Below are 11,277 nucleotides of genomic sequence, written 5' to 3'. Positions count from 1 at the left end.
TGGGTGTCCGGGGTTAGTAGACCACTACACTGCTTCAGCACGAGAGGATGCAGCTAAGCATCTTGAGCGTAAAGAAAATCATTTGATGATGGAAACCGCACGTGTTCGCGACGAAGAGCGCAGCAAAACCGAACGACTTCATAAAGAACTCCGGCAGGCAAACGCCATGCTTGACCAGCTAAGAATTCTCAAGAACAAAGCAGCGGAAGATGTCGCCGAGCTTAGAGGAAGGCTTCAGGGTGTTGCGGAGGCTGCGAACATTCTCAGGGATGAAAACTCAGCTCTACGCCAGCACAATGCAGCCCTGCAGAACGCGCTGACAGTAAAGCCTGTATGATTGGATGGTCAGAAGCGGTCGTCTCACCTGTCTAAAAATCACTTCATTCCCGTCCTCGTCTTAAAAATTACTTCCACATTCAGGAAGTGATTCTTAAACCTTTGGCTGAGCAAGTGCTGTTAAATTTCGATCTATCTACTTGAAATATCAAAATATTCTCCGGCCGCAGGCTGCCTTGCACATTACTTCCGAGGACTGCCACTACTAGTTCACGATCACTCTACGGACAGCTATATGCCAGGGAATGAAAGCCGGCGCAGTTCTGAGATCACGAAATCTCCAAAGGAACCATGCTGCCAATCCTTGATACTGATCAGGTATTTGGCACTTTTAAAGTCCTTGAGATTATCGGTGATCAAAGGGAAGTCGAGTGACCATTCACCGTAGTCAACATCAGTTTCATGCCTCAGAAGGCCACTGTTGGTCGTCTTGCAACCAGACAATCCGCCGATTTTCTTGTGTTGGGTCGGGTCATCACGGAAAGCCTGGCCTTCTAGGCTTCCCATATGCCCACCTCCCGTGACGGTTCCGTCTGGCTCCAAGCTGCCAAAACCGGCAGTGCCTAACGGTGCATCCTCACCAATAGACCCAAAACTAAATCGGTTAGCAGGCTTAGCCGCAAGACGGTCGAGTTGATCACGAGCATAGATACCGATAAGTCTGACAGATTCGTTTGAATGATCGAGCGGTGGAATTTCAATAAAACCCCGAGCGCTGACGGTAAACCTATATTCATCGCCTTGCTCAGCCAAAAGATCGACCTGTTTTGCGTAAAGAAAATTCCAAGTGCAATTATCGAGAAATACGAGTGGCTTAGACATGACCCTACTTCCTAGTAATGGGAAGCGAGATTGTAGGTTAAACATGGCAATGCTGATGACCAACCCATATACCCAAAAGCAATAACTCAACTAAATATTCATTTAGTTGAGTTATGTATTTTAATCATTATAACCCGCCCCCAATCCATCACCGGTAGCGCGCAAACTGTCAAGCCCGAACGCTACCGGCCAGCAGCATTAAGGCTTTTCGGCCAGTGCCGCGCTAACCTCATTGACGAATACTGCCTGCTCGTCATACGACGATGCTTTATGGTTCATGGCCTGGTTTGCCAAAGCGCTGCACGAAAGCATGACAGCGCCCTGCCCCACGCTTACCCCTGCGCCCCGTTGACCAGCCCCAGGAAGAAATCAAGAAACACCCGCACCTTGGCCGGCGGATGATGCCGTGAGGGATACAGGGCATATAGCGGGAAGCGCTCGTCCGGCCAATCCTCGGACAGCTCGACCAGACGCCCCTCGGCCAGCAGCAACTCGCTGCCCAGTGCCATCACCTGCGCGATGCCGTAGCCGGCAAGGCAGGTACTGTGCAAGCTGCTCACATCGTTGACCAGCAATTGCCCGCGGGTGTCTACCACCACGCGCTCGGCGCCGCGATGAAATTCCCAGGCAAAGGGCTGGCCACTCTGCGGATCACGAAACTGGATGCAACGGTGCTCGCCGAGCGCCTGCGGTTGTGCCGGTCTGCCGAAGCGCTTGAGGTAGGTTGGCGCCGCCACGGTAAGAATGCGCGTATCGAGCAGCTTTCGGGCCACCAGGCTGGACGCGCGGGGCTCGCCAAAACGCACGGCAAGGTCGAAACCGTCGGCAACCATATCGCCCGGGCGATCCCGGGTGATCAGTTCCAGTTCCAGCTGCGGGTGCGCTTCGAGAAACCCACCCAGGCGTGGCCCGAGTATCAGCCGGGCGAAGAACGGATCGACGTTGACCCGAAGCCGCCCCCTGACCACCCTCGCCCCCTCGGTTATCGAACTGGCTGCCTCGTCCAGCGCCGCCAGCAGCGGCACCACCTGTTCGTAGAGACGACGCCCCTCGTCGGTCAGGGTGACCGAGCGTGTTACGCGCCGTGGTGCGCGACGCTGCCAAGGGCGAAATCTGGCAGGCCCAAGGGTGAAGCGTGGCGGTAGCCGACATGCAGGACCGCGCCGCTCTGACCCAAGCCTTCCAAGACGCCACTGCCGTGTTCGTGCTGCTGCCGCCGAACTTCGACCCTCGCCCTGATTTCCCGGAAACCCGCGCGATACTCGCCAATCTGCACGCAGCACTGCTGGCCAGCAAACCGTCACGCGTGGTGTGCCTGTCCACCATTGGCGCGCAGGCCAGCCACCCCAACCTGCTATCGCAGCTGGGTGAAATGGAACATGTGCTGGGGCAGTTGCCCATGCCAGTGACGTTCCTGCGCGCTGCCTGGTTCATGGAGAACAGCCTGTGGGACATCGCCCCCGCTCGAGAAGAAGGCGTGCTACACAGCTTCCTGCAACCACTGGACAAACCAGTGCAAATGGTTGCCACGGCCGATGTCGGACGCGTCGCGGCGCAATTGCTGCAAGAACCTTGCGAGGGTGTGCGGGTGGTGGAGCTGACCGGCCCGCGGGCTGTCACACCGTTTCAGCTCGCAGCGGCGCTTGGCCAGGTGCTCGGGCGTGAAGTGAAGGCGCATGCAGTGCCGCGCGATAGCTGGGAGGCACTGTTCCTTGCGCAGGGAATGCAGAACCCGCTACCGCGCATGCAAATGCTGGATGGCTTCAATGCAGGCTGGATCGATTTTGAAGGCACGCCGCGCCAGGCGCGTACCGATCTGCAGACGGTGTTGGCGGGGTTGGTCGAACGCGGTTGAGCAATACGCTCTTGCTGGTCCGCGCCCTGCAGGGCGCGCCAGCTTTCAGGTGCTGGCCAAAACAGTACGTCGGCCTCGAATCTTAAGATGTACCGTGATACGTACCACGTATTGTTTCAGCTCAAACCACCAAAACGACGATAGAAACTTTCACTGGCATCCGGTAGCGGTCCGTCCGCCGTCTCCAGCGTGTCATTGAGCCAGGCTTCGGCCTTGGGCGACACCAGGCGATAGAGGTTGCGGCACAACTGGCGCGCTGCGCGACCTTCCCAATCGCCGGGCAACAGTTCGTCAGGCAACTGCGGATCCCGCAGCAGCAAACGCCGGTATTCGTGGATCAACAAGGTGCGCGCCAGGAAGCAATCCTGCGCCTCCAGCGCTTCCTGCTCGCGCAGTGCCTGCCACAGCGGGCGGAACAGCCGAATGAACTCACTGTAGTGCTGGCCCAGTTCGTCGATCCCCCAGCTCTCCTTGACCTGCGCACGCATGGCCTTGGAGGCGAGAATTTCCTGGGCATGGGTCTCGAAGACGATACTGTCTTCCTCGGCCTCCAGCTCGCGCAGGGTCGCCGCGAGGTCCGCGCGATCGGCGCGTGGGCATCCCATGACGTTAGGGGCGATGGCTCCGAAGCCTTGCCACTCCAGCTCTTCACGTACTGCCTTGCGCCTGGCAACGTCCAACTGCGAGAGCAGCACCAGCGTCCAGGCGCCGTCCCAGGCTGGCAAGCTGGCACTGTAGACCCGCTTGAATGCCTTCTCGAAGCGTCGTCGGCCGGTGCCGGTGAGGCTGTAGTAGCTGCGGCGACCGACCTTTTCAGCGGTCAGCCAGCCTTCTTTGGTGAGGCGGAAGATCGAGGTGCGAATCAACCGCTCGTTGATACCGAAGGGCTCCAGCAAGCCGATCAGGCTACCCAGCCACACCGTGCCACCATGGGGTTCGACGGCATCGCCATACAGCGTGATGATCAGCGAGCTGGCGCGGATCGGCGTCTGCTCCTGGAAGCGGGTGATCAGGTGATTCAGGGGTACGAGGCTGCTCATGGGGGAACTGGGCGCGGGGAAAGCCCCGACTATACCTTTACCCCGCCCCGCCTGACCATGGCGCGACACGGCAATGCTCATGCGCCATGCCCCGCCTTCGGCCGCAGCCCCGTATCGCCCATGCGCGGGCGCCCGGGTTCGGCCGCACTCAGCGGCGGACACTCCACCATCGATGCCATGCAACGCCTGGCAAGTGCCTGGTACTCCTGAGTGCCGCGCTGCTTCCAGGCGACCTCCTCGTCGCTCAGTGCACGCCTGACCTGGGCCGGCGAGCCCACCACCAGGCTCTGCGCCTCGCAGGTGAAGCCCGCCTTGACGAATGCCGTGGCCGCAACGATGCAGCGTGGCGCGATATGCGCACCATCCATCACCACCGCATTCATGCCTATCAGCGCATCCGCCCCCACTCGGCACCCATGCAGCACTGCGCCATGGCCAACATGACCATTGCGCTCGATGACCGTGTCACCACCCGGAAAGCCATGCATCACGCAGGTGTCCTGCAGATTGGCGCCCTCCTCAAGGACGATGCGCCCGAAGTCGCCCCGCAACGCAGCGAGAGGCCCGACATAACAGCCGGGGCCGACGATCACATCGCCGATCAGTACGGCACTGGGGTGGACATAGGCGGTGGGATGGACCACGGGGGTCAAGCCGTCGAGGCGATAGCAGGGCATGGGAGCGACTCAATGTGATTCATGACGTTAGATGATCATGTATCACTTCAAGTGAGTCAGTCAATTTCGAAATGGCTGTATCGCCTTGTGATTCGCTCTACGCAGCCACCGCAAACGAAGGCTAAATCCCTGCATGCAAAGGGTCTCCAGCAGCCCCACCGATCACTCTCGAATATTCAGATACACCAATTTAATTTTAATATTGATATTTCGTATCGCTTTGAGCCTATACTTGCGCCACCACTGCAACCGATTCCAAGAACTGGCCGGCCCTGACCGGCGCCAAACGTGCAGCCTGAGGTACCACCATGCCAAGCAACCTCGTTGTGCAGGCCCCGGCGGACGGTGTCCGCCTGATCACCCTGCACCGCCCGCAAGCCCTCAACGCCCTGAATACCGAGCTGCTGGCAGAACTCGCCAACGAACTCGACGCCGCTGCCCACGACGAACACACCCGCGCGGTGGTCATCACCGGCAATCGCAAGGCCTTTGCCGCCGGCGCCGATATCAACGAGATGGCCGAGCGCGATCTGGTCGGCATCCTCAACGATCCCCGCGTCGCCCACTGGCAACGCATCGCCGCCTTCCCCAAGCCCCTGATCGCCGCCGTCAACGGCTTCGCCCTGGGCGGTGGCTGCGAGCTGGTGATGTGCGCCGATATCGTGATCGCCGGGGCCGACGCTCGCTTCGGCCAACCAGAGATCAACCTCGGCATCATCCCCGGCGCGGGTGGCACCCAGCGCCTGCTTCGCGCGGTCGGCAAGCCCCTGGCCATGCAACTGGTGCTCACCGGCGAAACCCTCGATGCCCGCCATGCCTTGCAGGCCGGGTTGATCAGCGAAATGACCCAGCCCGAACTGACCGTCGAACGCGCCCTGCAGGTGGCCCGCAGCATCGCGCAAAAGGCGCCCCTGGCCGTGCGCCTGGCCAAAGAGGCCCTGCTCAAGGCCCAGGATACGGACCTCGCCAGCGGCCTGCGCTTCGAACGACATGCCTTCACCCTGCTGGCCGGCACTGCCGACCGCGACGAAGGCATCCGCGCCTTCCAGGAAAAACGCCCGGCCAACTTCATCGGCCGCTGAACCACTCGATTCCACCGACTGACGGAGCGCGCTTGCCATGAGCTTCCAGCACATCCTGTTTTCCATCGAGGACGGCGTCGCCCTCCTCTCGCTCAACCGCCCCGAGCAACTCAACAGTTTCAACGCCGACATGCACCTCGAGGTGCGCGAGGCCCTCAAGCAGGTGCGCCAGAGCGCGCAGGCGCGGGTGCTGCTGCTGACCGGCGAGGGCCGGGGTTTCTGCGCCGGCCAGGACCTGTCCGATCGCAATGTCGCCCCCGGCGCCGAGCGCCCCGACCTGGGTCATTCGATCGAGCAGTTCTACAACCCGCTGATCCGCAGCCTGCGCGACTTGCCGATGCCAGTGATCTGCGCGGTCAACGGCGTGGCCGCCGGCGCCGGCGCCAATATTCCACTGGCCTGCGACCTGGTGCTGGCCGCCCGCTCGGCCAGCTTCATCCAGGCGTTCTGCCGCATCGGCCTGATTCCGGATTCCGGCGGCACCTGGCTGCTGCCGCGGCTGGTCGGCATGGCCCGCGCGAAAGCCTTGACCATGCTGGGTGAGCGCCTGAGCGCCGAACAGGCCGAGCAATGGGGGCTGATTCACCGCGTGGTGGACGATGCCGAGCTGCGCGACGAAGCACTGCGCCTGGCGCGGCACCTGGCCGCTCAGCCCACCTATGGCCTGGCACTGATCAAGCGCAGCCTCAACGCAAGCTTCGACAACAGTTTCGACCAGCAACTGACGCTCGAGCGCGACCTGCAACGCCTGGCGGGGCGCAGCGACGACTACCGCGAAGGCGTCAGCGCCTTCATGGAAAAGCGTACGCCGACATTCAAGGGGTGCTGAGATGAGCGCCTTGCACATTGACGCTCAGGTTGCGGTGATCGGTGCTGGCGCCATGGGTGCCGGCATTGCCCAGGTTGCAGCCCAGGCCGGGCATCCAGTCCGGCTTTATGACAATCGCCCGGGCGCTGCAGCGCAGGCCATCGACGGCATCGCCCGGCAATTGGCGCGCCAGGTGGAAAAAGGCAAGCTGCGCGCCTGTGAGCGCGAGCTGATCACTGCCCGCCTGCAACCTGCCGAGTCCCTCGAGGCCTTGGCCGATGCAGCGCTGGTGATCGAGGCGATCGTGGAAAACCTCGAGATCAAGCAGCAACTGCTGCACCAGCTCGAAGCCCTCTGCGCAGAAACCTGCATCCTCGCCAGCAACACCTCGTCGTTGTCGATTACCCGCCTGGCAGCGGGGCTTGCTCGTCCCGGGCAAGTGGTCGGCATGCATTTCTTCAATCCCGCACCCTTGATGGCGTTAGTGGAAGTCGTGTCGGGGCTTGCGACCGAACCGGCCGTGGCCGATACGCTGTACGACACAGCCAAGGCCTGGGGCAAGCAGCCGGTGCATGCGCGCTCCACCCCTGGTTTCATCGTCAATCGCGTAGCCCGTCCGTTCTACGCCGAGAGCCTGCGCCTGCTGCAGGAAGGCGCAGCCGACTGCGCTACCCTCGATGCACTGTTGCGCGAGGCCGGCGGGTTCCGCATGGGCGCGTTCGAACTCACCGACCTGATCGGCCACGACGTCAACTACGCCGTCACCTGCTCGGTGTTCGACGCCTACTACGGGGATTTGCGCTTCCAACCCTCGCAGGTACAGAAGGAACTGGTGGCAGCCGGGCGCCTGGGACGCAAGAGCGGCCAGGGTTTCCATGACTACCGCGAGGGCGCCGTACGCCCGCAGCCTGCCGAATTGCGCAGCGCTGCCGAGGTCACGCGCTGCGTGGTCGAGGGCGACCTCGGTGTCATGCAGCCGCTGCTGCAACGCCTGAGCGCCAGCGGCATCGAGCTGACCCAGCGCGCCGGCCAGGGCTTGCTGCGCATTGACGACGCCATCCTGGCCCTGTCCGACGGTCGCCTGGCCAGCCAGCGCGCCCGCGACGACGGGCTGCAGAATCTGGTGCTGATCGACCTCGCCCTGGACTACAGCAGCGCTACCCGCATCGCCATCACCTGGGCCAGGAGCACCACGATCGAAGCCCGCGATCAGGTTGTCGCACTGCTCCAGCGCGCCGGGTTCACCGTCAGCGCCCTGGCTGATCTGCCGGGGCTCGCCGTGCTGCGCACGGTGGCCATGCTCGCCAACGAAGCCGCCGATGCCGTGCTGCAAGGCGTCGCCTCGGCGGCAGACATCGACCTGGCCATGTGCGCCGGGGTCAATTATCCACTGGGGCCGCTGGCCTGGGCCGAACGCATGGGCCTTACCCACACGTTGCGTACCCTCGAACACCTGCAACAGGCCTACGGCGAAGAACGCTATCGCCCTTCCCTGCTGTTGCGCCGCACCCATGCCGAAGGAGGCCGCCTGCATGACTGACACACCTCGCACGCCCCAAGCGCTGGCCCGCGCCTGTGCCAATGCCATGTACGCCCGTGACCCTGCGACCCAAGGCATGGGCATCGAACTGCTCGAGGCCGGCCCCGGCAGCGCCACGGTGCGCATGACCGTGCGCGCCGACATGATCCAGGGCCACGGCACCTGCCACGGCGGCTTTCTCTTCGCCCTGGCCGATTCGGCATTCGCCTTTGCCTGCAACAGCCACGACGAGGCCACCGTGGCCCTGGGCTGCAGCATCGATTATGTGGCCCCGGCGCTGCTCGGCGACCAGTTGACCGCCACCGCCCACGAAGTGGTGCGCAAGAGCCGCACCGGCCTCTACGACGTGCGCCTGGAAAACCAGCGTGGCGAGCTGGTGGCGCTGTTCCATGGCAAGTCCTACAAGTTGCGCGGCAGCGTGCTGACGCAGGAGACGCAAGATGACTGAACCGACCCTCAACGACGCCCTGATCATCGACGCCGTACGCACGCCCATCGGCCGCTACGGCGGCGCCCTGAGCAGCGTGCGTGCCGACGACCTGGCGGCGATCCCGATCAAGGCATTGATCGCCCGCCATCCAGAGCTGGACTGGCACGCCATAGACGATGTGATCCTCGGCTGCGCCAACCAGGCCGGCGAAGACAACCGCAACGTTGCGCACATGGCGACGCTGCTGGCCGGGCTGCCTGTCGAGGTGCCGGGCACCACCCTCAACCGCCTGTGCGGCTCGGGCCTGGACGCCATCGGCAACGCCGCCCGTGCCCTGCGCTGTGGCGAGGCCGGGCTGATGCTGGCCGGCGGCGTCGAATCCATGTCCCGCGCGCCCTTCGTCATGGGCAAGGCCGAACAGGCCTTCGGCCGCAGTGCGCAACTGTTCGACACCACCATCGGCTGGCGCTTCGTCAACATCCTGATGAAAGCGCAATACGGCATCGATTCGATGCCCGAGACCGCCGAGAACGTTGCCGAGCAGTTCGGCATCTCGCGCGCCGACCAGGACGCCTTTGCCCTGCGCAGCCAGCACAAGGCTGCCGCCGCCCAGGCCAATGGCCGCCTGGCGCGCGAAATCGTCCCGGTCGAGATCGCCCAGCGCAAGGGCCCGGCCAAGGTGGTCGAACAGGATGAACACCCGCGCGGCGACACCACCCTGGAGCAATTGGCGCGCCTTGGCACGCCGTTTCGCGAAGGTGGCAGCGTCACCGCCGGCAACGCGTCGGGGGTCAACGACGGTGCTTGCGCACTGCTGCTGGCCAGCAGCAGCGCAGCCCGCCGCCACGGCCTGAAGGCTCGCGGGCGGATCGTCGGCATGGCCGCAGCCGGTGTCGAGCCGCGCATCATGGGCATCGGCCCGGTGCCAGCGACGCGCAAAGTGCTGGAACTGACCGGCCTTGCCCTGGCCGACATGGACGTGATCGAGCTCAACGAAGCCTTCGCCGCCCAAGGGCTGGCAGTGCTGCGCGAGCTGGGCGTTGCCGACGACGATCCACGGGTCAACCCCAACGGTGGCGCCATCGCCCTGGGTCATCCGCTGGGCATGAGTGGCGCACGGCTGGTCACCACTGCCCTGCACGAACTGGAGCTGACCGGCGGGCGCTACGCCCTGTGCACCATGTGCATCGGCGTCGGCCAGGGCATCGCCATGGTGATCGAGCGCCTTTGAGGCACCTCGACCAACGGACCGCGACCCACGCTGCAACGGGCAGTATGCTGCCCACCATGACACTCACGGCCCCTCGACGGGCCGGCGTACAAGAACAACTCGAGTGAAGCCATGAACATGTACCACGATGCCGAACGCGCCCTGCTTGACCCCATGGAAACCGCCAGTGTCGACGCCCTGCGCCAGCACCAGCTCGAACGCCTGCGCTGGAGCCTGCGCCACGCCTACGACAAGGTGCCGCTGTACCGCCAGCGTTTCGACGCCTGCGGCGCCCACCCGGACGACCTGAAGTCGCTCGAAGACCTGTCGCGCTTCCCCTTCACCGGCAAGAGCGACCTGCGTGACAACTACCCTTACGGCATGTTCGCCGTCCCCCAGGAGGAAGTGGTACGCCTGCACGCCTCCAGCGGCACCACGGGCAAACCCACGGTGGTCGGGTACACCCAGAACGACATCGACACCTGGGCCAACGTGGTCGCCCGTTCGATCCGCGCCGCAGGCGGACGCAAGGGCGACAAGGTGCATGTCTCCTATGGCTACGGCCTGTTCACCGGTGGCCTGGGCGCTCACTACGGCGCCGAGCGCCTGGGCTGCACGGTGATCCCCATGTCCGGCGGCCAGACCGAGAAGCAGGTGCAGCTGATCCGCGACTTCCAGCCCGACATCATCATGGTCACGCCGTCGTACATGCTCAACCTGGCCGACGAGATCGAACGCCAGGGCATCGACCCCAACGACCTCAAGCTGCGCCTGGGCATCTTCGGTGCCGAACCCTGGACCGACGAGCTGCGCCGCTCCATCGAACAACGCCTGGGTATCAACGCCCTGGATATCTATGGCCTGTCGGAAATCATGGGGCCGGGCGTGGCCATGGAGTGCATCGAGACCAAGGACGGCCCGACCATCTGGGAAGACCATTTCTATCCCGAGATCATCGACCCGGTGTCTGGCGAGGTCCTGCCGGATGGGCAACTGGGCGAGCTGGTGTTCACGTCACTGAGCAAGGAGGCGCTACCGATGGTGCGCTACCGCACCCGCGACCTGACCCGCCTGCTGCCCGGCACGGCACGGCCGATGCGGCGGATCGGCAAGATCACCGGGCGCAGCGACGACATGCTGATCATCCGCGGGGTCAATGTGTTCCCCACGCAGATCGAAGAGCAGGTGCTGAAAATAAAACAGCTTTCCGAGCTTTACGAGATTCATCTGTATCGCAATGGCAATCTCGATAGTGTGGAAGTGCACGTGGAGTTACGTGCCGACAGCCAGTACCTGGACGACGCTACGCGCAAGGCGCTTGTGGGTGAGCTGAGCAAGCAGATCAAGACCTACATCGGCATCAGCACGCAGATTCGCCTGCAGCCCTGCGGGACGTTGAAGCGCTCCGAGGGCAAGGCTTGCCACGTCTACGACAAACGGTTGGCCAGCTGACTTTCGATTCGGCTGCCTTTTTCTG

General features: G+C 63.2%; 11 protein-coding genes and 1 pseudogene. 8 read left to right on the top strand and 4 right to left on the bottom strand.

The annotated features are described in order from the left end of the window. Nucleotides 1-337 (top strand): annotated as a pseudogene (locus tag HU729_RS23500) (hypothetical protein); the annotation flags it as partial. 230 nt (nucleotides 338-567) lie between these two features. Here HU729_RS23500 and HU729_RS23495 read toward each other — a convergent pair. Beyond that, the gene (locus HU729_RS23495) at nucleotides 568-1,158 is read right to left on the bottom strand and encodes a hypothetical protein (protein ID WP_186711694.1); all 591 of its coding nucleotides are present in this window, start codon (nucleotides 1,156-1,158) and stop codon (nucleotides 568-570) included. A 332-nt stretch (nucleotides 1,159-1,490) separates the two neighbouring features. Further along, entirely contained in the window at nucleotides 1,491-2,183 is a 693-nt protein-coding gene (locus tag HU729_RS23490; RefSeq protein WP_346655317.1) for a substrate binding domain-containing protein, read from the bottom strand. A 110-nt stretch (nucleotides 2,184-2,293) separates the two neighbouring features. Here HU729_RS23490 and HU729_RS23485 point away from each other — a divergent pair, with 110 nt between their 5' ends. Continuing rightward, entirely contained in the window at nucleotides 2,294-3,013 is a 720-nt protein-coding gene (locus HU729_RS23485; RefSeq protein ID WP_346655316.1) for an NmrA family NAD(P)-binding protein, read from the top strand. 116 nt (nucleotides 3,014-3,129) lie between these two features. On the opposite strand, the gene paaX is transcribed toward HU729_RS23485, so the two are convergent. After that, a complete protein-coding gene (gene paaX, locus HU729_RS23480) occupies nucleotides 3,130-4,053 on the bottom strand; it encodes a phenylacetic acid degradation operon negative regulatory protein PaaX (RefSeq protein ID WP_186664811.1) in 924 nt (307 codons plus the stop codon). A 77-nt stretch (nucleotides 4,054-4,130) separates the two neighbouring features. After that, a complete protein-coding gene (paaY, locus tag HU729_RS23475) occupies nucleotides 4,131-4,730 on the bottom strand; it encodes a phenylacetic acid degradation protein PaaY (protein ID WP_186711692.1) in 600 nt (199 codons plus the stop codon). A gap of 308 nt (nucleotides 4,731-5,038) precedes the next feature. Between paaY and paaF the strand changes: the two genes are divergently transcribed. The 6 genes from paaF to paaK all read left to right on the top strand — a co-directional run bounded on the left by paaF (nucleotide 5,039) and on the right by paaK (nucleotide 11,252). Next, nucleotides 5,039-5,812 (top strand): 2,3-dehydroadipyl-CoA hydratase PaaF, encoded by a 774-nt coding sequence (paaF, locus tag HU729_RS23470; RefSeq protein ID WP_186664816.1) that lies wholly within the window; start codon nucleotides 5,039-5,041, stop codon nucleotides 5,810-5,812. A 37-nt stretch (nucleotides 5,813-5,849) separates the two neighbouring features. Continuing rightward, the gene (gene paaG, locus HU729_RS23465) at nucleotides 5,850-6,641 is read left to right on the top strand and encodes a 2-(1,2-epoxy-1,2-dihydrophenyl)acetyl-CoA isomerase PaaG (RefSeq protein WP_186711691.1); all 792 of its coding nucleotides are present in this window, start codon (nucleotides 5,850-5,852) and stop codon (nucleotides 6,639-6,641) included. Nucleotide 6,642: 1 nt separating this feature from the next. Beyond that, the gene (gene paaH / locus HU729_RS23460) at nucleotides 6,643-8,160 is read left to right on the top strand and encodes a 3-hydroxyacyl-CoA dehydrogenase PaaH (RefSeq protein WP_186711690.1); all 1,518 of its coding nucleotides are present in this window, start codon (nucleotides 6,643-6,645) and stop codon (nucleotides 8,158-8,160) included. Further along, nucleotides 8,153-8,608, top strand: coding sequence for a hydroxyphenylacetyl-CoA thioesterase PaaI (paaI, locus tag HU729_RS23455; protein ID WP_186711689.1), 456 nt, complete (start codon nucleotides 8,153-8,155; stop codon nucleotides 8,606-8,608). Before paaH ends, paaI begins: the two co-directional genes overlap by 8 nt. Then, nucleotides 8,601-9,821, top strand: coding sequence for a 3-oxoadipyl-CoA thiolase (gene pcaF, locus HU729_RS23450; RefSeq protein WP_186711688.1), 1,221 nt, complete (start codon nucleotides 8,601-8,603; stop codon nucleotides 9,819-9,821). Before paaI ends, pcaF begins: the two co-directional genes overlap by 8 nt. Nucleotides 9,822-9,932: 111 nt before the next feature. Further along, nucleotides 9,933-11,252 carry a phenylacetate--CoA ligase PaaK gene (gene paaK / locus HU729_RS23445; RefSeq protein WP_186664829.1) on the top strand — a complete coding sequence of 440 codons (1,320 nt, stop codon included), beginning with the start codon at nucleotides 9,933-9,935 and terminating at the stop codon, nucleotides 11,250-11,252. Nucleotides 11,253-11,277 lie beyond the last annotated feature (25 nt).

Source organism: Pseudomonas sp. RW10S2 (genome assembly GCF_014268985.1).
GTDB classification, from domain to species: domain Bacteria; phylum Pseudomonadota; class Gammaproteobacteria; order Pseudomonadales; family Pseudomonadaceae; genus Aquipseudomonas; species Aquipseudomonas wayambapalatensis.
Note: the sequence above shows the minus strand (reverse complement) of the source record. Positions and strands in the feature narration are given on the sequence as shown.

Coding starts and splice junctions, on each gene's coding strand:
- HU729_RS23495 (WP_186711694.1), bottom strand. CDS start 1,158: ATGTCTAAGCCACTCGTATTTCTCGATAATTGCACTTGGAATTTTCTT.
- paaX (WP_186664811.1), bottom strand. CDS start 4,053: ATGAGCAGCCTCGTACCCCTGAATCACCTGATCACCCGCTTCCAGGAG.
- paaY (WP_186711692.1), bottom strand. CDS start 4,730: ATGCCCTGCTATCGCCTCGACGGCTTGACCCCCGTGGTCCATCCCACC.
- paaF (WP_186664816.1), top strand. CDS start 5,039: ATGCCAAGCAACCTCGTTGTGCAGGCCCCGGCGGACGGTGTCCGCCTG.
- paaG (WP_186711691.1), top strand. CDS start 5,850: ATGAGCTTCCAGCACATCCTGTTTTCCATCGAGGACGGCGTCGCCCTC.
- paaH (WP_186711690.1), top strand. CDS start 6,643: ATGAGCGCCTTGCACATTGACGCTCAGGTTGCGGTGATCGGTGCTGGC.
- paaI (WP_186711689.1), top strand. CDS start 8,153: ATGACTGACACACCTCGCACGCCCCAAGCGCTGGCCCGCGCCTGTGCC.
- pcaF (WP_186711688.1), top strand. CDS start 8,601: ATGACTGAACCGACCCTCAACGACGCCCTGATCATCGACGCCGTACGC.
- paaK (WP_186664829.1), top strand. CDS start 9,933: ATGAACATGTACCACGATGCCGAACGCGCCCTGCTTGACCCCATGGAA.